The organism is Streptococcus sp. SK643 (assembly GCF_000259505.1).
In the GTDB taxonomy this organism is placed as follows: domain Bacteria; phylum Bacillota; class Bacilli; order Lactobacillales; family Streptococcaceae; genus Streptococcus.
The window spans coordinates 50,965-73,688 of sequence record NZ_AJMM01000031.1 but is presented as its reverse complement, the minus strand read 5'-3'; the positions used below and the strand labels follow the sequence as shown (position 1 = coordinate 73,688).

Annotated in this window: 24 protein-coding genes and 2 riboswitches; of the genes, 5 read left to right on the top strand and 19 right to left on the bottom strand. The window is 38.7% G+C overall.

All coding sequences use genetic code 11. The annotated features are described in order from the left end of the window. Window positions 1-62 precede the first annotated feature (62 nt). A riboswitch (TPP riboswitch) is annotated at window positions 63-151 on the bottom strand. A 195-nt stretch (window positions 152-346) separates the two neighbouring features. From thiE to lctO, 4 genes are all read right to left on the bottom strand, one after another. Continuing rightward, window positions 347-979 (bottom strand): thiamine phosphate synthase, encoded by a 633-nt coding sequence (gene thiE / locus HMPREF1117_RS11045; protein WP_000468566.1) that lies wholly within the window; start codon window positions 977-979, stop codon window positions 347-349. A 1-nt stretch (window position 980) separates the two neighbouring features. After that, on the bottom strand, window positions 981-1,763 hold the full coding sequence (gene thiM, locus HMPREF1117_RS11040) for a hydroxyethylthiazole kinase (RefSeq protein WP_000183176.1): 783 nt from the start codon (window positions 1,761-1,763) through the stop codon (window positions 981-983). A gap of 128 nt (window positions 1,764-1,891) precedes the next feature. Beyond that, window positions 1,892-2,560: a TenA family protein gene (locus tag HMPREF1117_RS11035; protein WP_000449836.1), complete on the bottom strand. Its 669-nt coding sequence runs from the start codon at window positions 2,558-2,560 to the stop codon at window positions 1,892-1,894. Between the two features lie 227 nt (window positions 2,561-2,787). Then, window positions 2,788-2,876, bottom strand: a riboswitch (TPP riboswitch). A 157-nt stretch (window positions 2,877-3,033) separates the two neighbouring features. Beyond that, window positions 3,034-4,170, bottom strand: coding sequence for an L-lactate oxidase (gene lctO / locus HMPREF1117_RS11030; protein WP_000120713.1), 1,137 nt, complete (start codon window positions 4,168-4,170; stop codon window positions 3,034-3,036). Window positions 4,171-4,385: 215 nt separating this feature from the next. Between lctO and HMPREF1117_RS11025 the strand changes: the two genes are divergently transcribed. The 4 genes from HMPREF1117_RS11025 to HMPREF1117_RS11010 are packed head-to-tail and all read left to right on the top strand — an operon-like array spanning window position 4,386 to window position 7,340. After that, window positions 4,386-5,066, top strand: coding sequence for an amino acid ABC transporter permease (locus tag HMPREF1117_RS11025; RefSeq protein ID WP_000384105.1), 681 nt, complete (start codon window positions 4,386-4,388; stop codon window positions 5,064-5,066). Next, window positions 5,026-5,703 (top strand): amino acid ABC transporter permease, encoded by a 678-nt coding sequence (locus HMPREF1117_RS11020; protein ID WP_001154146.1) that lies wholly within the window; start codon window positions 5,026-5,028, stop codon window positions 5,701-5,703. The genes HMPREF1117_RS11025 and HMPREF1117_RS11020 overlap by 41 nt, the downstream gene beginning before the upstream one ends. Then, window positions 5,704-6,462, top strand: a complete 759-nt coding sequence (locus HMPREF1117_RS11015; protein WP_000004991.1) for an amino acid ABC transporter ATP-binding protein — start codon at window positions 5,704-5,706, stop codon at window positions 6,460-6,462. It begins immediately after the preceding gene. An 11-nt stretch (window positions 6,463-6,473) separates the two neighbouring features. Continuing rightward, window positions 6,474-7,340, top strand: a complete 867-nt coding sequence (locus tag HMPREF1117_RS11010; RefSeq protein ID WP_000765263.1) for a cysteine ABC transporter substrate-binding protein — start codon at window positions 6,474-6,476, stop codon at window positions 7,338-7,340. A gap of 61 nt (window positions 7,341-7,401) precedes the next feature. On the opposite strand, the gene pyrE is transcribed toward HMPREF1117_RS11010, so the two are convergent. The 7 genes from pyrE to typA form a co-directional block, all read right to left on the bottom strand. After that, complete coding sequence (gene pyrE / locus HMPREF1117_RS11005; RefSeq protein ID WP_000170923.1) at window positions 7,402-8,034, bottom strand: orotate phosphoribosyltransferase; 633 nt, start codon at window positions 8,032-8,034, stop codon at window positions 7,402-7,404. 33 nt (window positions 8,035-8,067) lie between these two features. Continuing rightward, complete coding sequence (gene pyrF, locus HMPREF1117_RS11000; RefSeq protein ID WP_001209131.1) at window positions 8,068-8,769, bottom strand: orotidine-5'-phosphate decarboxylase; 702 nt, start codon at window positions 8,767-8,769, stop codon at window positions 8,068-8,070. 242 nt (window positions 8,770-9,011) lie between these two features. Continuing rightward, window positions 9,012-10,286 carry a cell division protein FtsQ/DivIB gene (locus HMPREF1117_RS10995; RefSeq protein WP_000039132.1) on the bottom strand — a complete coding sequence of 425 codons (1,275 nt, stop codon included), beginning with the start codon at window positions 10,284-10,286 and terminating at the stop codon, window positions 9,012-9,014. A gap of 9 nt (window positions 10,287-10,295) precedes the next feature. Then, window positions 10,296-11,354, bottom strand: coding sequence for a UDP-N-acetylglucosamine--N-acetylmuramyl-(pentapeptide) pyrophosphoryl-undecaprenol N-acetylglucosamine transferase (locus HMPREF1117_RS10990; protein ID WP_000724787.1), 1,059 nt, complete (start codon window positions 11,352-11,354; stop codon window positions 10,296-10,298). A gap of 1 nt (window position 11,355) precedes the next feature. Then, window positions 11,356-12,708: a UDP-N-acetylmuramoyl-L-alanine--D-glutamate ligase gene (murD, locus tag HMPREF1117_RS10985; RefSeq protein WP_000863081.1), complete on the bottom strand. Its 1,353-nt coding sequence runs from the start codon at window positions 12,706-12,708 to the stop codon at window positions 11,356-11,358. Window positions 12,709-12,823: 115 nt separating this feature from the next. Beyond that, complete coding sequence (locus tag HMPREF1117_RS10980; RefSeq protein WP_000639709.1) at window positions 12,824-13,078, bottom strand: DUF3165 family protein; 255 nt, start codon at window positions 13,076-13,078, stop codon at window positions 12,824-12,826. 19 nt (window positions 13,079-13,097) lie between these two features. Next, entirely contained in the window at window positions 13,098-14,939 is a 1,842-nt protein-coding gene (gene typA / locus HMPREF1117_RS10975) for a translational GTPase TypA (protein ID WP_000164107.1), read from the bottom strand. 161 nt (window positions 14,940-15,100) lie between these two features. Between typA and HMPREF1117_RS10970 the strand changes: the two genes are divergently transcribed. Beyond that, entirely contained in the window at window positions 15,101-15,826 is a 726-nt protein-coding gene (locus HMPREF1117_RS10970) for a 16S rRNA pseudouridine(516) synthase (RefSeq protein ID WP_001235002.1), read from the top strand. A gap of 38 nt (window positions 15,827-15,864) precedes the next feature. Here the strand turns inward: HMPREF1117_RS10970 and HMPREF1117_RS10965 are convergent, their stop codons facing one another. The 8 genes from HMPREF1117_RS10965 to HMPREF1117_RS11850 form a co-directional block, all read right to left on the bottom strand. Further along, window positions 15,865-16,092: a hypothetical protein gene (locus HMPREF1117_RS10965; RefSeq protein ID WP_001156566.1), complete on the bottom strand. Its 228-nt coding sequence runs from the start codon at window positions 16,090-16,092 to the stop codon at window positions 15,865-15,867. A gap of 71 nt (window positions 16,093-16,163) precedes the next feature. Beyond that, the gene (locus HMPREF1117_RS10960) at window positions 16,164-16,544 is read right to left on the bottom strand and encodes a rhodanese-like domain-containing protein (RefSeq protein WP_000259266.1); all 381 of its coding nucleotides are present in this window, start codon (window positions 16,542-16,544) and stop codon (window positions 16,164-16,166) included. Continuing rightward, on the bottom strand, window positions 16,544-16,813 hold the full coding sequence (locus tag HMPREF1117_RS10955; RefSeq protein WP_025171619.1) for a YqgQ family protein: 270 nt from the start codon (window positions 16,811-16,813) through the stop codon (window positions 16,544-16,546). The genes HMPREF1117_RS10960 and HMPREF1117_RS10955 overlap by 1 nt, the downstream gene beginning before the upstream one ends. Before the next feature lie 50 nt (window positions 16,814-16,863). Next, complete coding sequence (locus HMPREF1117_RS10950; RefSeq protein WP_000698196.1) at window positions 16,864-17,460, bottom strand: response regulator transcription factor; 597 nt, start codon at window positions 17,458-17,460, stop codon at window positions 16,864-16,866. Beyond that, window positions 17,441-19,015, bottom strand: a complete 1,575-nt coding sequence (locus HMPREF1117_RS10945) for an ATP-binding protein (RefSeq protein ID WP_007557522.1) — start codon at window positions 19,013-19,015, stop codon at window positions 17,441-17,443. Before HMPREF1117_RS10945 ends, HMPREF1117_RS10950 begins: the two co-directional genes overlap by 20 nt. Window positions 19,016-19,095: 80 nt before the next feature. Further along, complete coding sequence (locus HMPREF1117_RS10940; RefSeq protein ID WP_000283294.1) at window positions 19,096-21,111, bottom strand: ABC transporter permease; 2,016 nt, start codon at window positions 21,109-21,111, stop codon at window positions 19,096-19,098. Between the two features lie 9 nt (window positions 21,112-21,120). Then, entirely contained in the window at window positions 21,121-21,855 is a 735-nt protein-coding gene (locus tag HMPREF1117_RS10935) for an ABC transporter ATP-binding protein (protein ID WP_000811488.1), read from the bottom strand. 130 nt (window positions 21,856-21,985) lie between these two features. Then, window positions 21,986-22,093, bottom strand: coding sequence for a QVPTGV class sortase B protein-sorting domain-containing protein (locus tag HMPREF1117_RS11850; protein ID WP_004256158.1), 108 nt, complete (start codon window positions 22,091-22,093; stop codon window positions 21,986-21,988). Between the last annotated feature and the right edge of the window lie 631 nt (window positions 22,094-22,724).

Below are 22,724 nucleotides of genomic sequence, written 5' to 3'. Positions count from 1 at the left end.
TCTAATTACACACAAGAATTAGAGTTTCGCTTACAAAATTAGATGGTTTTTCCTTTCTCAAGAAAAAACTGTTCACATTTCCCTTCGACAGTCCTAACTGTAGCAGGTTCAATGGGTATCATCTCAGCCTAAAGCACCCCAAATGTCTTTATTATTTATTGATAAGATTATTATAACAAATGATTTCTACCACTTCAAGAAATTGAACTGAGAAATAAGCTAGGCCAGTCTATTGTAGTAAAATCGCTAAGTCAACCACATAAACAGCCTATTCACGTATGAAGGATAACAACTCAACTTATCGAGTGAGAGAATCCTACTGACTTAAAATACAAGAATAAAAAAGTTAAAATTGCTCACTCATTTCTCGAACAGTTTTCTCTACATTTTTAGAGTAGGAGATCGCTGAAATGATTGAAACACCGTCAACATTTGTTTTCATGATGTCTTTTATATGATGGGTTTCGATTCCACCGATGGCAACTAAGGGCATTTCCGGTAATAACTTTCTCATGATTTCAAGCCCTTCATAGCCTATAGCACCACCAGCATCCTCTTTTGATTGGGTAAGGAAAACAGGACCAGCACCCACATAATCGACATACTCCACTTTGGATTGTTTGAATTCTTCTTCGTTTTTTATAGAAAGACCAATGATTTTATTTGGCATCAAATTTCTGATTTCATCAACACCAAGGTCATCTTGACCCACATGTACTCCATCAGCATCTATTTCTAATGCTAACTCAATATCATCATTAACGATAAATGGAACATTGTATTTTTTACAAAGATCCTGTAGTTTAATTGCTAATTCAACTTTTTCTTTACCTTCCAGGGCTCCCTCACCTTTTTCACGGAATTGAAATAAGGTTATACCACCTTTTAAGGCTTCCTCAACGACTCTATATAGATCTTTTCCCTGACAAGTAGTCGTTCCACAAATAAAATATAGTTTTAGTAATTCTTTATGAAACATCTTACTTCACTCTTTTGAATTTCTTTACATCTTCATCTGTAATCTCGTATAAGGCATTTATAAATTCAACTTTAAATGTTCCAGGAAGATGCCCATTTGGACGTTTTTCTGCCATTTCTCCAGCTATATTGTAAACCAACATTGCTGTTTCTAATGATTTCATTTCTTGACCTTTTTCAAGTCCGATAAAGCTAGCTACTACAGCACCTAATAAGCATCCTGTCCCAATAACTTTTGGCATCATGGCACTACCATTATGAATCGTTACCACTTCTCCATTTACAGCAATAGCATCCACTTCACCTGTTACTACTATTGGAATATTGAACTTTTCATTTGCTGCTAGAGCAATTTCATCAATATTATCTACGCCTGCACTATCTACTCCTTTAGATGCCACATTTATTCCTACTAAAGAGGCAATCTCGCCAGCATTTCCCCTAATCGCTGCTAATTTATAATTGTTGATTAGATCATCTGCTACTTTTTTTCTATATTCTCCTGCTCCACAAGCTACTGGATCTAATACTGCAGGTACATTATATTTTTCAGCAATTTTTAGTGCTTCTTGGTACAACTTCCAATTATCATCCGTTAAGGTCCCAATGTTAATCAATAATCCTCCAGCATATTTTAATAGATCTTCTAAGTCTGCAGGAAACTCACTCATGGCTGGTGAGGCACCCAATGCTACTAATCCATTTGCTGTGAAATTTTTTACTACATCATTGGTTATACAAATGACTAATGGTGCTTTTTCTTTTAATAATTTTAAATTTGTCATATTGAAATCCTTCCTTTTCACTTTATACGATCTACTGATTTCGACTTATCTCTATCTTTAGTTAAGAAATTTTTTCATTTACATTGAATGATTTACCTCATCAAATTTATGAACATCATGAGCTTTCTCTAAGCATCATAACCAATATCAAAAAAAGCTAATTCAAGGGCAACTGCTTGATTCCAGCGTTCTTGAAGCTCTGTAAGGTCTTCTCTGTCCCTAGTGACACGATTCAGTTCATCAACTAAAAACTGGACCCACTCGGCAAAGAAAGGACCTTTGTGGAGATTGATCCATTCTTGATGAAGATAGCTTTCAGGAAGAGGCAAATCCTTAGAACCCCAGTCCAAATAAAGACCTTCTGCAATCACCAACATGACTAAAAGTTGAGCATAATCTGATGAGTCTACTGCAGAATACATGAGTTTTTGAAAATCCTTTGTTACAGGATGTAAAGTTGCCTCTAGATAGTCTTTTTCTGATACTTTTAATTCCCTGAAAGCCTTTAGAAAATAACCATCTTCATCTGCCTCTAGAAATCCAAGTTGTTTAGCAAAACGGAGCTTGGAATCTAGTTTATCAGCATGAGCTACACAGGCACCGAGCATGGATAGAAAGGCATCAAAAAAGTGATAATCTTGGATTAGGTATTCTTTTAAAACCTTATTCTCAATTGTCCCCTCAAAAAGTTCCTTGACAAAACGATGATTGACGGCAGACTGCCAATCATCTTGACTCCTTTTTAACAATCTTCCAACTGTCAAACCTGGTTGAAATGCATAGTCTTGTGTTTCCATATCTTCTTTATCCTTTCTAATCTCAATAGATTCAACTAAAACACCAACAAAGCATCAAGCACATTACAGTTTATGCCTGATACACTCTAAAGAAAATGAGGATATTCCTGGAGACAAATCATGTTACTTTTTATCCATCCTTGTTCATTTAAAAATAAAAAAACTCCAATTACAAACGAAAATTAGAGTTTAGGTTACAAGATTGGACGGTTCATTTCTGTATTTGAAAAAACCATTTCACATTTCCCTTCGACAGTCCTAACTGTAGCAGGTTCAATGGGTATCATCTCAGCCTAAAGCACCCCAAATGTCTTTATGATATAATTACTGCACCAGTATAGCAAAAAATGAAAGCCCTAGCAAGATATTTGATTAGAAAATATATTTATATGGTTTTTGATACGATTTCCGTTTATTAAAACGTTTAAAACACAAACAAAAACCTCCACATCAAGTGGAGGTTAGCTTTTTTCTTAATACAATTTCAAATCACGAGGATCGACTGGGAAGGTTGGGTTGTATGGGTTGTGACGAAGTTTGAAGTGTTTGACATCTTCAATAGTCTGAGTTCCAGACAACTGCATAACTGTCTTCAATTCTGCATTCAAGTGTTCAAAGACTTGACGCACACCGACACTACCACCGAGAGCCAAACCGTAAATAGCTGGGCGTCCAATAGCTACCAAGTCAGCTCCAGAAGCCAAGGCTTTAAAGACATGTTGTCCACGACGAATACCTGAGTCAAAGACAATTGGTACACGTTTGTCAACCGCTTCAGCTACTTCTTGAAGCGAGTCAAAAGCAGCTGGCCCACCATCGATTTGACGACCACCATGGTTGGTTACCCAGATACCAGATGCACCTGCAGCAAGTGAACGTTCAACGTCTTCTCGGCATTGTGGTCCTTTGACATAAACAGGAAGTCCAGAGTATTCAGCGATAAATTCTACGTCACGTGGAGACAAGCGTTGTTTAGCTGATTTGTAGACAAAGTCCATTGATTTACCAGCTCCTTCTGGCAGGTATTCTTCAACAATCGGCATGCCAACTGGGAAGACAAAACCATTACGCTTATCAACCTCACGATTGCCTCCTACAGTAGCATCTGCCGTCAAGACAATCGCTTTATAACCTTCAGCCTTGACACGGTCCATGATGTGGCGGTTAATGCCATCATCTTTACTAAAGTAAAATTGGAACCAATGAGGTGTCCCTTGAAGGGCTTCTGTAATTTCTGGAAGATCGACAGTAGAGTAAGAACTGGTTGTATAGAGGGAACCAAACTCGTGAACACCACGTGCAGTCGCCACTTCTCCTTGTTCATTTGCCAATTTATGAGCCGCAACAGGCGCCATAATGATTGGTGAAGACAATTTTTCACCTGCAAATTCAATCTCTGTACTTGGATTTTCAACATCACAAAGCGTATGAGGAACGATGAGTTTGTGGTTAAAGGCACGAATATTCTCACGTAAAGTGAAGGTATCTTCCGCCCCACTAGCGATATAGCCAAATGCTGCTTTAGGGATAACTTGCTGTGCCATTGGCTCCAAATCATAGGTATTGATGAAATCTACATGACCTTCTGCATTGCTTGTTTTGTATGACATAAAATGCCCTCCTTAATAAGTAAGCGTTTACTTTGTATATTACAAAAATATCTTAACTCTTTTTTCAAAACTTTTCAAATATTTTGTTTGAAAATTTCAGAAATTTTATTTCTATGATAAAAAATCCTTATAACGGCAATAAAAAATACATATTATTCAAAGGAGATTTTAAGTGCTACAATAACTGTAATCTTTCTAGATAGGAGGTTCTATTTTTGGATTGGTCCATTGTTGAACAATATCTACCACTTTATCAAAAGGCATTTCTTCTGACCTTGCATATTGCAGTTTGGGGGATTTTGGGATCCTTTCTGCTCGGTTTAATCGTTAGTATCATCCGACATTACCGCATCCCTTTTTTGGCGCAAGTGGCGACAGCCTACATTGAATTGTCACGTAATACGCCCCTTTTGATTCAACTCTTCTTTCTCTATTTCGGACTTCCTAGAGTAGGGATTGTCCTATCTTCAGAAGTCTGTGCAACGCTGGGACTTGTCTTTTTAGGAGGCTCTTATATGGCAGAATCTTTCCGAAGTGGGCTGGAAGCCGTCAGCCAAACCCAGCAGGAGATTGGATTAGCAATCGGTCTGAGACATGTACAGGTCTTTCGCTATGTAGTTCTTCCGCAAGCAACAGCGGTGGCACTTCCCTCCTTTAGTGCCAATGTCATTTTCCTCATCAAGGAAACCTCTGTTTTCTCAGCAGTGGCTTTGGCCGATCTCATGTACGTCGCCAAAGACTTGATTGGGCTCTACTATGAGACAGACATTGCGCTTGCTATGTTGGTAGTTGCTTATCTGATGATGCTTCTACCCATCTCACTAGTCTTTAGTTGGATAGAAAGGAGGCTCCGCCATGCAGGATTCGGGAATCCAAGTACTCTTTCAGGGAAATAATCTCCTGAGAATCTTACAGGGACTGGGCGTTACGATTGGAATATCCATCCTATCTGTCCTCTTATCCATGATGTTCGGAACAGTCATGGGAATCATCATGACCTCCCATTCTAGAATCATACGATTTTTAACACGATTGTATCTGGAATTCATCCGTATCATGCCCCAGCTGGTGCTACTCTTCATCGTTTATTTCGGCTTGGCTCGAAACTTTAATATCAATATCTCAGGTGAGACTTCAGCTATTATCGTTTTTACCCTCTGGGGAACAGCTGAAATGGGGGACTTGGTCCGTGGAGCCATCACTTCCCTCCCTAAGCATCAGTTTGAAAGTGGACAGGCTCTCGGCTTAACCAATGTTCAACTTTACTACCACATCATCATCCCACAGGTCTTGAGAAGACTGCTACCGCAGGCTATCAATCTTGTCACTCGGATGATTAAAACCACTTCCTTGGTTGTTTTGATTGGGGTTGTGGAAGTGACCAAAGTTGGACAACAAATTATCGATAGCAATCGCCTGACCATCCCAACCGCTTCCTTCTGGATTTATGGAACCATTCTGGTCTTGTATTTCGCAGTCTGCTTTCCTATTTCCAAACTATCCACTCACTTAGAAAAACATTGGAGGAACTAAATGTCTGAAACTATTTTAGAAATCAAGGACTTAAAGAAATCCTTCGGAGACAATCCCATCCTCCAAGGACTTTCTCTAGATATCAAAAAAGGGGAAGTTGTCGTCATCTTAGGACCCTCTGGTTGTGGGAAAAGTACCCTCCTTCGTTGCCTTAATGGCTTAGAAAATATTCAAGCTGGAGATATCCTGCTGGATGGTCAGTCTATCGTTGAAAATAAAAAAGATTTTCACCTGGTTCGCCAAAAGATTGGCATGGTCTTTCAAAGCTATGAACTCTTTCCCCATCTGGATGTCCTTCAAAACCTCATCCTAGGCCCTATCAAGGCTCAGGGAAGAGACAAGAAAGAAGTAACAGAGGAAGCTTTGCAATTACTAGACCGTGTTGATTTGCTAGATAAACAACATAGCTTTGCGCGTCAATTATCTGGTGGACAGAAACAACGGGTTGCGATTGTTCGTGCTCTCCTCATGCATCCAGAAATTATCCTCTTTGATGAAGTGACTGCTTCGCTGGATCCAGAAATGGTGCGTGAGGTTCTGGAACTCATCAATGATTTGGCCAAAGAAGGTCGAACTATGATTCTAGTAACTCATGAAATGCAGTTTGCCCAAGCTATTGCCGATTGGATTATCTTTCTCGACCAAGGGAAAATCGCTGAAGAAGGAAGGGCTCAAGATTTCTTCACCAATCCGCAAACCAAACGTGCTCAGGAATTTTTAAACGTCTTTGACTTTAGCCAATTTGGCTCATATCTATAAAGGAGATTCTTATGAAACTATTCAAACCACTCTTAACTGTTTTGGCACTTGCCTTTGCCCTTATCTTTGTCACAGCTTGTAGCTCAGGTGGAAATGCTGGTTCATCGTCTGGTAAAACGACTGCCAAGGCTCGCACAATCGATGAAATCAAAAAAAGCGGTGAGCTACGAATCGCCGTGTTTGGAGACAAGAAACCGTTTGGTTATGTTGACAATGATGGTTCCTACCAAGGTTACGATATCGAATTGGGGAACCAACTGGCTCAAGATCTTGGTGTCAAGGTCAAATACGTTTCAGTCGATGCTGCCAACCGTGCTGAATACTTGATTTCAAACAAGGTGGATATTACTCTTGCCAACTTTACAGTGACTGACGAACGTAAGAAACAAGTTGATTTTGCCCTTCCATACATGAAAGTCTCACTTGGTGTCGTATCACCTAAGACGGGTCTCATTACAGACGTCAAACAATTGGAAGGTAAAACCTTGATTGTTACAAAAGGAACGACTGCTGAGACTTATTTTGAAAAAAATCACCCAGAAGTAAAACTCCAAAAATACGACCAATATAGCGACTCTTACCAAGCCCTTCTTGACGGACGTGGAGATGCCTTCTCTACTGACAATACTGAAGTTCTAGCTTGGGCGCTTGAAAACAAAGGATTTGAAGTAGGAATTACTTCCCTCGGTAATCCAGATACCATTGCGGCAGCAGTTCAAAAAGGCAACCAAGAATTGCTAGACTTCATCAATAAAGATATTGAAAAATTAGGCAAAGAAAACTTCTTCCACAAGGCCTATGAAAAAACACTTCACCCAACCTACGGTGACGCTGCTAAAGCAGATGACCTAGTTGTTGAAGGTGGAAAAGTTGACTAACATCCAATAACATCACAAAAAGAAATCAGGTAATCCTAGCGACTACCTGATTTTCTATGTTTTAAGCATTTTGCCAATTTTCTTGGTCTTCTTTAAAGCGTTTTAGAAGATCGAGTCCTTCTGGTGTGATGTAACCTTCTTCTTGAGCTAGATGAATCAATTCACCGTAGTTAGAAAGTGTCACTAGCTTAACACCAGCTTCTGCAAAGTTCTTGTCTGCTTTTGGTAATTGATAGCTAAAGATTGCGACAACACCGAGAACATCTGCGCCTTCACGTTTGGCAGCGGCTACTGCTTCAAGAACAGAACCTCCAGTTGAAATCAAATCTTCAACAACCACCATCTTTTGCCCTTCAGCTACACGGCCTTCGATTTGATTACCAGCACCGTGGTCTTTTGGTTTGCTACGGATGTAGGCAAATGGCAGGTTCATCTTATCAGCGATAATAGCTCCATGAGGAATCCCAGCTGTCGCTGTTCCAGCAATCACTTCAACTTCAGGAAATTCCTTTTTGATAGCTTCCACAAAGCCATTTTCAATGAGGGTACGAGTTTCTGGATAGGCTAGTGTCACTCGGTTATCAGTATAAATGGGTGACTGAATTCCAGATGCCCATGTAAATGGCTCTTCTGGCTTGAGGTAAACGGCTTGAATTTTCAAGAGGTGGCTAGCGATGTCTTTAGCAAGTGTCATGAATTTCTCCTTTTATTTTAATTCTTCTATTTTTTAATTCCAGTCTTGAGTCCATTCGTCCTTAATGGCATGATAAGCTGCAACAGGATCCTCAGCCTGGGTAATCGGACGACCCACTACGATATAGTCACTACCGATTTGATAGGCATCAGCAGGTGTCATAACTCGTTTTTGATCTCCAACTGTAGCACCTGAAGGACGAATGCCCGGTGTCAGGCAGATAAAATCTGAATGGGTAGCCTGCTTGATGAGTTGAACTTCTTGAGCCGAACATACAACCCCATCTAAACCAGCTTCTGCTGTCTTCTTAGCATAGTGAATCACAGACTCTTGCAAGCTTGTTTGGATATTTTGAAACTCCTGCATCTGGGCTTCGGACGTTGATGTGAGCTGAGTTACAGCTATCAATTTGGCTTGACTTCCAAGACCTTCACGCGCAGCCTTCATCATTTCTACACCACCAGCTGCATGTACATTAGTCATATCGACTCCAAGTTTAGACAAGACCTTCATGGCTGACTGAACTGTATTGGGAATGTCATGTAACTTAAGGTCAAGAAAAACACTATGCCCCAAGTTTTTTAAGTAGGAAACAATCTCTGGACCTGTAGAATAGTATAGTTCCATTCCAACTTTCAAATAAAGGCTCTCTTTTTCTGGGAAAAGAGCTAAAAATTCCTTGACCGCTTCAAAACTCGGAAAATCAAGGGCAATGACTGGACGCTGTTCTCGCATACACTTCTCCTTTTACCTTTTAATCCAAGAGAGTGAGGTTAAAAGAAACCATGAAAAAAGGAACCTGCCCACAGCAAGGTTCCACGAAAAATGGGTAGTCTCCACCCTTTCACCGTCTAACCTTAGCTGCCTCTCTGGACTGCTTTAAAGGTTTTTTTCTATTCTATTATTTATATAGATACTTGTCAAGTAAAAACTAGGAACGTGACTTTAAAAGACAAGAGCCAAAAGTAAAGTGACATCTAACGTCGCTGTGATCTCTGAGAAGTTTGGTTTTGATTAATCTGTTCTTCTAGCTTCTTCTTCTCTTCTTCTAATTTATTCTTCTGTTCTTCCAGATTTTTCTTCTCTTCCTCTTTTTGTTTGGTTTCAGCTTCCACAGCCTCTTTTTTAGCTTTTTCTTCAGCCTCGATAATCAGTTTATCTGCTACAGTATAGCTATATATTCCTGCTTCCATATCGACTACAGTTGGTTCTGTTAATTTGGGCTTGATTTTACTGTAGTACGACAACTTCTTGTCCATTTCAGATAAAGGAACCAAGATTTCATCTGAATCCGTCATTGTTAATCTCAATAAATCAGAAGTGACATTACTTGATACTAATTCTACCTTTTGAATAGCTGACTTTATTTCAGGACTGATGCTAGAAAGTCCTGTAATAAAGGTTTTAATTTTTTCACTATCATTAAACATAACGGACAGATAGGTTTCTGGTAAAGTAACCAAACTTACTGAAGTGTTCTCAAGCTTACCATTAGAAAGAATAGGGTAGTGGCTTTCACCTGAAACATAGTAGGCAACAATATCAAATTCTTTAACTTTAATTGTAAATTTAGTTGGAAATTGATAAACAAGTTGAGCGGACTCAACCCAATAATTTGACTTGATTCGTTCTTCGTATTTTGCTTTTTCAACAATTAGACTCAGCATGTAGTCTGAATCCTGAATATCCGCAGCCTGTCTAACTTCTTCAGCCGTAGTATGGTTTGTTCCCTCAACATGAATATCTTTTTTTGTCGCATAAGGGCTAAGCAAGTATACAGAAATCAACAAGATAAAGAAACTAGGAACTAACATTGTTAGAGCTCTCCAGATATGAACTCCTGGTATTTTAGGTTTTTGTGGCTTGTCCTTAGAAGACTTTTTCTCAGCCTTTTTCTTTTTGTTCTTGTCCTTCTTTTTATCTAATGTTTTTTCTTCGTTGCTTTCCTTCTCTTCTTTTGTATCTTCAGTGACTTCTACATCGTCTTCAGAACTTTCTTTATCTGGTTTTGACTCGTTTGTATCTGATTCTGACTCGGTTGAATTGGATTCACTTTCATGATCCCCATTTTCCTCATCCGTATCAGACTTTTCTCCCATTCGAGCTTTTCTTTCTTTTTCCTTCTCTTCAGCTAAGGCAGCCTCTTCTTCTGCCTTCTTTTTTAGATATTCTTGATTTCGCTTCTGCCATTCTGATAATTCTTTAGGCTCTTGAGGGATTTCTTTTTCCTTCTTTTTCCTTTTTTTCGACATTTATTTTCCTTATGATACATCTTTTTTCAACAATTGATAAAAATCTACTAGAGATTTTAATTCCTTAGAAGCCTTCATCCTAGATTGATAGTCTTCTTTATGACTCAACAAGTTTGAAATTTTTTCTTCCAAGTTATCCAAGTTTAGATCAGTCTCTTGAAGTTCCTCTGCATACCCTTTCTTAACAAAATAAGCTGCATTTTCAATCTGATCCCCACGACTAGCCTCACGACCAAGTGGTACAATGACATGTAATTTTGCCATAGCCAAGAGCTCAAAAATTGTATTGGCACCACCACGTGTTACAACAACATCTGCCATACCCATCAAAGGTTGATAGAGGTCTGTCACATAGTCCACACGAAAGAGATGTTTACTTAGCTCATTTAGACTAGAATCCCCTGTGAGATTGATAATATTATAGTGCTCTATTAGTTCCTTTTTATGCTTTGTCACTAACTGGTTAAAGACCCGAGCTCCTGCCGAACCTCCCACAAAGAGTACCGTTGGCAACTTTGGATTAAAATAAGTTTGAATATCTACCAATTCATCAGGTTCAGGAGTTTTTTGATCTGAAACCTTGGTTACTGCTCCTACATGCTCTACCTTAGCAAGACTAGCAGATTGCTCAAAAGTTGAGTACATTTTTGTCGCAAATTTATATGCAATTTTATTAGCCAAACCCATAGATAGATCAGACTCATGAATAAAAACAGGTACTCCTGATACACGAGCTGCGATAACAGGCGGTACTGAAACAAATCCTCCCTTTGAAAAGAGTGCCTGAGGGCGAATTCGTAACATGATAAATAGCGATTGAACAATTCCCCAGGCTACTTTAAAGACATCTAGCATATTTTGCCAAGAGAAATAGCGACGTAATTTCCCAGTCGCAATGGAATGGAAGGTGACATCTAGATCCGACTCAAGAATTTCTTGGTGTTCAATACCACGCTTATCTCCGATATAGTGAACTTCCCAGCCATCTTCGATAAACTTGGGTATCAATAAAAGGTTGAGGGTAACATGTCCAACTGTCCCTCCACCTGTAAAGACAATTTTTTTCATATTATTTTTTTAACTCCACAACAGTATCAATGAAGAGGTCTCCACGTACTTCAAAGTTAGCATACATGTCCCAACTAGCATTGGCAGGACTGAGGAGAACAACGTCTCCTTCTGTAGCTAATTCATAAGCCTTACGAGTTGCATCTGCAATATCTAACGCGTCCAGATAGCTAACACCTGCCTTGTCTGCCGCACGTTTGACACGTTCTGCAGACTGACCGAGAATAACCATCTTTTTGAGTCCAGTAATATCTTGCACCAATTCATCAAACTCATTGCCACGGTCTAAACCACCTGCAATCAAGATAACCTTGCTATTATCAAATCCTGACAAGGCCTTTTGAGTAGCCAAGATATTGGTTGACTTGCTATCATTATAGAATTTCACACCCTTGATTTCATCCACAAATTGGAGACGGTGTTTAACCCCACCAAAAGCTGCAAGAGTTTCCTTGATCGTTTGGTTATCCACACCACGAAGCTTGGATACAACAATAGTAGCAAGGGCATTTTCAACATTGTGACTACCTGGAACACCAATTTCATCTGCAGCCATGACGAGTTCTCCACGGAAGTAGAGCTGACCATCTTCCAGATAGGCACCATCAACCTTTTCAAGCGTTGAAAATGGCACAACCTCAGCTTCTGTTTTTGTTGCCAATTCTTTTGCCAAATCTTGATTAAAGTTCAAGACAAGAAAATCAGTGGCTGTCATATTTTTCTGGATGTTCCACTTGGCATCCACATATTCTTCAAAAGTGCCATGGTAGTCGATATGGGTTGGCATAAGATTGGTAATGACTGCAATTTCAGGATGAAAGTCTTGAATTCCCATTAATTGGAAAGAAGAAAGTTCCATGACAAGTGTATCCTTATCTGTAGCTGTTTGAGCCACTTGACTAGCTGGATAGCCGATATTCCCTGATAAAAGACCATGTTGTCCAGCAGCAGTTAAAACCTCCCCAATCATCGTCGTTGTGGTTGTTTTTCCATTTGAACCAGTAATACCCACGATTGGAGCTTCTGAAATCAAGTAGGCCAATTCTACCTCCGTCAAGACTGGAATTCCTTTGGCCAAGGCTTTTTCAATCATAGCATTGCTGTAGGGAATTCCTGGATTTTTGACCATGAGGGCAAACTCTTCATCCAAAAGTTCCAAAGGATGCCCACCAGTGATGACCTTAATTCCTTCTTCCAGCAAACTTTGGGCAGCTGGATTGTCCTCAAATGGTTTACCATCATTTACTGTCACAATAGCACCTAGTCTTGCCAACAAACGAGCTGCAGACTCCCCAGACTTAGCCAAACCTAAAACAAGGACTTTTTTATTTCTAAATTGATCGATTACTTTCATGTCTCAAACTCCATTTCTACTCCTACTATTTTACCATTTTTATGGAAATAATTCTAAACGAAAATGCTCCTATTTGGCATTCTAATAAGCAAAAAGAGAGCCTAAACTCTCTTTTTTATCTTCTTTTACTTTGATTCACTGACATAAGAGTGATATCTCTCAAACTAAAGTAGGCTAAGGCCAGCATAGCGATTGCGACAAAGAATTCTGCTGGTAATTGAAAAATTTGAAAAATTGACAACATAATCAAAATCACGAGTGACATTCCAACAAAAATGATTACAAAGACATTAACGGTTCCCTTAATACTCTGTGGTGTCGCAAATATATAGAGTAGTAATAAGAGTAGCCCTATGATTAAATAGATCATTTTTATCTCTTTCTAGCTCTTACTCAGCTGATTTCTTCTTCTTGTTGGCTTTTTCACGCTCTGCCTTGTTAAGAATTTGTTTACGCAAACGGATAGACTCAGGTGTTACTTCCATATACTCATCATCATTCAAGAACTCAAGAGATTCTTCAAGTGTCAAGATACGAGGTGTTTTGATAACAGCTGTTTGGTCTTTTGTAGCTGAACGAACATTGGTCATTTGTTTAGCCTTAGTGATGTTAACAGTCAAGTCATTTTCACGAGAGTTTTCACCGATAATCATTCCTTCATAAACTTCAGTACCTGGGTTAACAAAGATCGTACCACGTTCTTCGATAGACATGATTGAGTAAGTTGTCGCCTTACCAGCATCGATAGAAACAAGGGCACCACGGTGACGACCACCAATTTCCCCTGGAATCAATGGCAAGTATTGGTCAAAGGTATGGTTCATGATTCCGTAACCACGAGTCATTGACAAGAACTCAGTTGAGTATCCAATCAATCCACGCGCTGGCACAAGGAAGACCAAACGAGTTTGACCATTACCAGTTGAAATCATATCCAACATTTCACCCTTACGTTCAGAAAGGCTTTGGATAACAGAACCTTGGTATTCTTCTGGAGTGTCGATTTGAACACGTTCAAATGGCTCACATTTAACACCGTCGATTTCTTTTATGATAACTTCTGGACGAGATACTTGAAGTTCATATCCCTCACGACGCATTGTTTCGATAAGGATTGACAAGTGCAATTCTCCACGTCCTGAAACAGTCCATTTATCTGGTGAATCTGTTGGGTCAACACGGAGCGAAACGTCTGTTTGCAATTCTGCCTGCAAACGTTCTTCTACCTTACGAGAAGTTACCCATTTACCTTCTTTACCAGCAAATGGTGAGTTGTTAACCAAGAAAGTCATTTGAAGAGTTGGCTCATCGATGTGTAGGATTGGAAGAGCTTCAATTGCGTCTGTCGGAGTAATGGTTTCTCCGACAAAGATGTCTTCCATACCTGAAACGGCAATCAAGTCACCCGCTTTTGCTTCTTGGATTTCACGACGTTCCAAACCAAAGAAACCGAAAAGTTTTGTAACACGGAAGTTTTTAGTTGTGCCATCAAGTTTAGAAAGGGTAACTTGGTCACCAACTTTAACAGTACCACGGAAAACACGACCGATACCGATACGCCCAACGAAGTCATTGTAGTCCAAAAGTGACACTTGGAACTGCAAAGGCTCATCTGAGTTATCTACTGGAGCTGGGATGTGGTCGATAATCGTGTCAAATATTGGTGCCATTGTAGCCTCTTGATCAGCTGGATCATCTGACAATGAAGAAGTTCCATTGATAGCTGATGCATAAACTACAGGGAAGTCAAGCTGGTCATCATCTGCACCAAGCTCAATGAAGAGTTCCAATACTTCATCTACTACTTCTGCAGGACGAGCTGATGGTTTGTCGATTTTGTTGACAACAACGATTGGGACAAGGTCTTGCTCCAAGGCTTTTTTCAATACGAAACGAGTTTGTGGCATGGTTCCTTCGTAGGCATCTACGACCAAAACAACACCGTCAACCATTTTCATGATACGTTCTACTTCTCCACCGAAGTCCGCGTGTCCTGGTGTGTCCATGATGTTAATACGAGTTCCGTTGTAGGCAACGGCTGTATTTTTAGCAAGGATGGTAATTCCACGCTCTTTTTCGATATCGTTTGAGTCCATAGCACGCTCTGCCAATTCAGTACGTGCATCAAGCGTTTCTGATTGTTTCAATAATTCGTCAACGAGGGTTGTTTTACCGTGGTCAACGTGGGCGATAATCGCAATGTTACGGATATCTTCTCTAAGTTTTGTCATGATTTCCTCTATAATATTCAAAATTTATTTTCTAACTGAGCAATTATACCATATTTTCAAGTAAATAACATAATTCAAGCAAGTGTAAATGTTTTCACTCCACTTTTCTTTTCACGTCAAGCCTTTTCAAAGTAAGAGACTTATGATAAGATAGGCACAGTATGCGTTTAGATAATTTATTAGCCCAAGAAAAAATCAGCCGAAAGGCCATGAAGCAAGCCTTACTCAAAGGGGACATTCTAGTCGATGGTTGCCCAGCCCGCTCCCTAGCTCAGAATATCGATACAAGACTACAAGAACTCCTTTTTCAGGGCCGAATCGTTCAAGGCTATGAACACACCTATCTTATGCTTCATAAACCTGCTGGTGTGGTTACAGCCAATAAAGACAAGGAACTTCCAACTGTCATGGACTTGCTGTCACCTAAAAGACAGTCTGACAAACTCTATGCCGTCGGGCGACTAGACCGAGATACGACTGGACTTCTTCTTTTGACTGACAACGGCCCCTTGGGTTTTCAACTACTCCATCCCCAGTACCATGTGGATAAGACTTACCAAGTTGAGGTTAATGGACTTCTGACACCTGATCATATCCAGGCCTTTCAAAATGGAATTGTCTTTTTAGATGGTACTGTCTGTAAACCTGCAAGACTAGAGATTCTATCTGCAAGTCCTTCCCTCAGTCAAGCCTCTATCACCATTTCAGAAGGAAAATTTCATCAAATCAAGAAAATGTTCCTATCGGTTGGTGTTAAGGTCACTGCTCTAAAACGAGTTCAATTCGGTGATTTCACTTTAGACCCAAAACTAGGAGAAGGTCAATATCGTCACTTGAATCCAGAAGAATTAGAGATCATTAAAAACTATTTAAAGATAAGTCGATAAAATAAAAAAGCTTTAGTTTTAAAGCTTTTTTATTTTATTTATCGAAAAATTAAGGCGATTGCTACAACCCAGTTAACTACAGAAATCACAATTCCTAATATATTAAGAATTTTTTCTATTTTATAGTCTAATTTTGACTCTTTTTGGTATGAAATAGCCAAGACCAATCCTACGATACCCAAAACCATACCTACAATTGGAGATAGCAAACCGAGCACAATAGATAGGATACCTAAAACAAGAGAGTGTTTTTTCTTTTCTTGCATTTTTTAAAAACTCCTTAAAATGATTATTAATTTAGTATATAAGACCGACTATATCAACTTTTTACAGAATATTAACTAGTCTTCACTTTTCCATTCCAAGAATCCAATCCATAAGAAAGGATATAAATCTCAGAGAAACCTTGCTTTTTCAGATAGAGTGCTGCATTGGTCACTCGTTGTCCACGTTGATTTTCGTAAAGCAACACTGGTTTATCCTTACGAAGGGCTGCAAGACTGGTCTTCAATTGGCTTGAAGGAATATTTCTAGCCCCAAGGATATGTTTTCTGTGGAATTCAGCTGGGTCTCGCAAATCAATCAATTGTCCCGTACGGATCAAAGCCTCAAACTCTGCATTGTCCACAATCTTAGCTGCACGGCGAATACGAAGATAGTTAAAGCCCATCCACGCTAACATTGCTAGTATAAGTATCCACAAAATCCAAGTAACCATTAATTCTTTTCTCCATTTTTCTCAATATAATCCAATTCCACCTTGTGCTCTCTGCGAAGAACCGCTTCTGCTTCTAGATAGTCTAATTTGTCCATCAACCCTGCGTCATAAATCCGAGAGAGTTCCAACTTCATCAGTTCAATATCATATAAGCGTTTTCCCATGTAAACAATAATACCAAATTGTTTGAGGAACTGCTGCACATCATAGAATGTTTTCATAAGACTCATTTTAGCAAAATTTTGTGTTTTTTTCAAGAAGAGACTCACACAAGAAGTATCACAAAAATAATTAAAAAAGCTGCATCTTCTGCAGCTTTTTAATCTGGTGGAAAATAGCCCAACTGCTCAGCGATGTGAATCGCCTCCTGCCTGTTAGTCACTCCTAATTTTGAAAAGATATTGGCCAAGTGATTGGAAACTGTACGTTTACTCACATAGACCTTGTCACAGACATCATCAATGGTCAAGCCATTTCTAACCAGTTCTAGTATCTCGATTTCTCGTGGTGTTAGCACCTCTACCATCACTTCATCTGAAAAAACCTTACCTCCTAGATAAATCTTTTCCAGTTTTTTCACCAACTCATCTGGATCCATACTTTTATCTAGAAAGCCATAAGCTCCCATAGCTTTAGCTCGGTGTTCATACATCTTTTTGCTGTATCCCGTCAAAATCACAATCTTACTAGTACAACCATTGTCGATAATCTCTTGTGCTAAAATCAGCCCATCATCTTGATACAGACTCGTCAGGTTGATGTCAATCAAAATAATGTCGTAGTCATTAAAAGCAATCTCCGAAATAGTCGAAAAATTATCCACTAACTGGACCTTTTTAATGTTTTCCGATAACTCTAAAATCATCTTGATACTTTGGCTAAATAATTTATGATCATCAATTAACAAAATTTTCATAACACAACTCCTTATCAATCGGGAGAGTAATTTCTACACGAAATATCTTATTATTCTCAAAAATCTGCATCTGACCACCTAAAACACTAATTTTATTAGACATATTTTTCAAGCCATAACCTAAGGATTTTTCTGTTTGAAGGCAGTCATTCTCAGAAATGATAAAAATAGCGTCATCATGCACATCAATCTTCAAAGAAATCCTTCCACCACTAGCGTACTTAACGGCATTGGTCGCCAACTCCTCAACCAGACGATAGGCAATTTTATCGTAAGGAGATAAAAGCCTAAAGTGAGCAGGAAACTGTGTGACGACTTCATTTTCTGCATGATAGCGCTTGACAATCCGATTAATCAGCCCTTGATACTGTATGTCTAACTGCTCATCTGTTTCTACCATTGGCTGATAATAATCCATCCGCTCACGAATCCGTTGAACCAACTCCTCTGTCACCAGATTGATTTGTTCACCAAAAGCTCGATAGCTACTATATTTATTGAAATTTTTTATTGCCATCACATTTTGCAGGATTTCATTATGAAGAAATTCGGAGAACTGTTGTTCTGTGTCTTCATTTGCCAGCAGACTTTTCACCATACGGTTACGCTTTAAAAAGAGAACTTTTACATAATCTCTAGCATCTAGCATTTCAGCAGAACGAAAAAGGCGAATCAATTCTTCCGAACAAATCCCGAACAATAGTAACATGATATTCAAGACCAAAAAGCTCGTGTTTAAATCTAGACGAAAGATGATGAAAATACCTACTAACAAAAACATAACCAGTAAAAACAAGCGTGAAAAAGCTTTTATATAGGACAACTTCAACTCTACTACCTTTTTCTGAAGAGAGTTAATAATTGTTTTGAGATGCAAAAAAGCAAGTATTCCAATAATCTCAAGATACCAGACTAGGTTCATCACTCCTGAGCCCCTCGTATTGATATACAAAAAGAAATAAGAAAGAGGCAATATTAAAGCTAATATCCACAAATTTCGTCTCTGATACTTAAGTTTACTTTTCAACTCTTTATGATATAAAATCAGTAAAATCAAGGGAACAAGGTTTAAAAAGAAAGACGCAAACAAGGAGAGAAAGAGAAAAATTGAAGGACTTAACAGATACGAACTAATGGTGATTAGTGTCAACACAAAGGACACACTCAACAGTTCTTCTCCTATTTTCTCTCCCAGAAAGATAATAGACAGAGAACTATACACCAATAAAAAAGAGTTGAGCGGATGAAGAATATCAAAAAAGTGCAACAGGGTGCTCGCAACTCCTTGATTAAATATGGATTGCCAGCTAATGAGAAATATCATCAGGAGCAACCAAAGTTTCAACTCACTATACCGAAAGGTCACAATATTACAAATATAGCTAAATACAATTAAAGCAATAAGCAGCAATAAAACCATCTGCAAGGAAAAATCTGTCGAAAAGTCCAGAGGAATCCTATAATGAATATAAATCATTAAAGCTAGATGATTCAAAATCGTCAACCACCACAATAAAAGTGAGTTTTTCGAGAGCGATTTGACAAACTGTTTCATATGTATCCACTTCCTGAACTACTTTAATATCATTATAACACAATACCAGAATTGTCGGATAGGCAACTCTGGTATTTGACTTAATTTTCAATAATTTGCCAACTTACTCTATAAGTCACTAGCAGGTAAAGGACAAAGAGTAAGACCGCTACTCCCAGATAGGTGATATCTATAGAAATGCTGGTATTAGCGAAATTCTCAAAATAGCCTAGAAGTGCGGTACTTAAGGCAAGTGCTAGCGGACCTGCAATAAGCAGCGGAACCAAGAAATAACTTAGAATCTGTTGCAAAAGAATAGAGCGATTTTGCTTTCTCTTGTTCCCAAGAAGGTATAAGATTTGATAATCATTAACACTATCCAAAGCACTTGTAGAAGTTTGAAGGGACAAGATACTGAGGGAAATAATGATAAAAATAACACTGACAAAAATCATGACAAAGACAATGACGCCCATAAATCCAAGGTAAACCTCAAAAATACTTCCTTTCGTTTGATAGGTGAACGAATTCAACTCTGCTCCATCACGAGTGAAGTAGTATTTTTCAATCCACTGACTCAAGAATGTTTCTACTTCCCGTTTGTCAATGTTTTCTTTGAAATTGGCAACATAGGTCGTGTGGTCTTCCGTCAATCCAACTACTACCTTATCTGGTACAATCAAGGTTCCTGCGTCATTTAGACCTACTGAAGATAAAAAGTAAACTGTTTCAAGTGGCTTTGAAGAGGCAAGGTTGAGAGAATAACCGTTAATCATGAAGGTTTTTGTCGTTGATAGAAAGTCCTGAATCTGCTTGGCAGTTCCTTTATAATTGGCATTGACTAGAAATTGGTCTTCTGCCAGGTCAACCGCTTTTTTCCCTTGCAGTTTGCGGAGATGATTGTAGGCAGAAATTCCTAAAATCGGTACTTTTGATTCAGGAAGTTTCTTATCATGCTCCCAGAGATTGCTAGTATCAATCAAATCTTTATAAGTTACATCACTAGAATAGATAGGACAGCTGTATTCCTCTTTGATGAGGTTAAAGTCAAATCCATCGGCTTTCAATCTGTCTTTGACAGATTCCTGAGAAAATTGAAACTCTTTACCACGGTAGAGATTGACAGTTACATCATAAGGTGAGTATTTGTTCAGCTCTCGGTTCATAGTCGTATAGGCACTACCACTAAAAACGAGTAAGCTGAGAGCCAGTGTCAAGGTCAAGGATAAGACAGCCAACGTGACCGAATTACTATCAGCTTGTTTTGAAAACTGACGGATTTTAAAAGTGTTTAGTTTGTTATAGTAGGTTTGAGGCAGTTTTCTAAGTGAGACCAAGATAAAATGGCTTAAAGTATTGTAAAATAAAATCACAAAAATCACTAAGACAGATACCAGCAAGATACCCCAGCTTTTCAAGAATGATAGATGGTGATAGTCTGAAAAATAGAGAGCACCAAAACCGATAACAGCTGTCGAAAGAATAAAGAGAAGTGCTTGAAGAGCTGGCTTGCCTTTTGCCAAGACAGATTTCTTGATCCCATTTTCTTGAATGAGTGCAATGATATTTTGCTTTCTAAAGGTAAGAATGTCCATGACACCAACAATAAAACTGGTGACCAAATAGGAATAAACTAGTAAGATGACAGACTTGCTATCAAAGAAAACCAGTTTACCAAAGTAATTGGCCATAAAAAACTCAGATGCAATTTTAGCTAGAATGACCAGTAAGAACACTCCAAGCAAGAAACCTAGAATCAAGGAAAAGATATTGACCAGCATGGTTTCAAAGAACAGGGTACGGATAATCTGCTTCTTCTTCATTCCCAGCGTTGCATAAAGTCCCAGCTCTTTCTTGCGCCGTCCCAGCACAAAATTTGTGGCGTAAACGATGAGAAAGGCAATCGCCGATAGAATCAGATAGGAAAGCAAGCCCATGTACTGACTCATCACCGTCGTCAACATTTCCTTTGCTCCTAATAAACTCTGCATCACTGGATGGCTTGGTAAAGCATTAAAAGCGTAGAGCAAGCTATAAATCAAGGTCAGACTGAAAAAATAGATGGTATAGGTCTGTAAATTTCGAAATACATTTCGTAAAATCAATTTTGGATACATACTCTCCTCCTATCTGGTACGGCTGTAAATCTCTTGTAAATACTGTTCATTAGATAAGCTGTTACGTTCCAAATCATCCATAATCTTTCCATCGCTAAGTAGCACCATCCGTGAAGAGTACTTGGCTGCGGCAGGGTCATGCGTAACCAGTAAAATGGTAATACCAAAACTTTTATTGATTTCCTGCAAAAGCGCCATCAGTTTTTCAGAATTGGCAGAGTCCAAGGCTCCTGTCGGCTCATCTGCGATAATCAGTTTAGAATCATCAATCAAGGCTCTAGCAGTTGCCACACGTTGTCGCTGACCTCCTGATAACTGATTAGGAAACTTATCTTTTAAGCTCTGGATGGCCAGCTTATCCAAAATTTCCTCAATCTTATCCTGATGTTTTTTGATAGTTTTCCCCTGAATTTGAAGAGGTAGGACGATATTTTCATAGACCGTCAAGGTTTCCACCAAGTTGTAGGCTTGGAAAATATAGGAAATGTTTTTAGCACGATAGTCAGCTAGTTCATTTTCCTTGGCATGGATGATGTCAAAATCTTCAAATTGAATTTCACCTGATGTTGGTTTATCAATCGTTGAAATACAGTTGAGGAGTGTTGTTTTTCCACTACCACTAGCCCCCATAATTGCCAGAAATTCACCTTTTTCAACGGACAAGTTCACATCTGATAAAGCATGAACGATATTATCCCCTTGACCAAATGTTTTCGTTAATCCTGTCACGATAAGTTGTTTCATCATTTCATTCCTCCGTTTCTTTATTACGCTCTCATTATACGGTTTCTTTCAAGGTTTGCCATGAGTATTTTGTGCAATATATTCAAGTTATAAAAAACCGATGCCTTTTTCAGGTATCGGTTGATGTTGATTATTTGCGATCGTTTCTTTTTTTCATAAAGTAAACAATCCCTATGACAACAACTCCTAAGACCAGTACAGGTGCATAGAATTCTAGTGTTCCAATAATTCCTTCCATTTTATCCTCCTGTCAAAAAATAGAGGTAGTTTTATCCACAGCGCACGTTTGGCGAAGTACCTTCATAAGAATGTGTAAACCACCAACCACAGCGCCCCTGTGCTGTTAATCTAACAGCCGTATCCTACCCAGCAGCAGATTTTCCATCCAATTCTTGGCTATTCATTTCCATAATCCAAAGAATCAATCTCAAAGTTGTCTTGTTTTATTTGTATTTCTTCCGTAAATATAACACCAAATCAAAGTGTTGTCAATGTTTTGTAATAAAACACTAGAATTGTCCTTTTGTTTTATCTAACAACGAACATTATTTCTCGTACACTCATAGGAATAGGTGAAACACAACCCACACAGATTTGCTAGCGTCATTTTAACAGCTGTGTACCACTAGCTCCTGATTTCTCGGAAAATTCTTGGTTTTCAACCTCGAAACTTAGAGAATCAATCTCTGAACGATTTGTATTTTTAGCCATAAGGTTGCCTCCTTCCTTCTTTTGGATGATTATCTTTACAATAACTAGTATAAACTCTAGTACTGGGTAAATAATGAGTAAATCGTGCAAATTTCTTATTTTCGAGTAAAATTTTTATAGTTCTCAATTAAAAAACAGCTGAACAATCTCTTGATCAG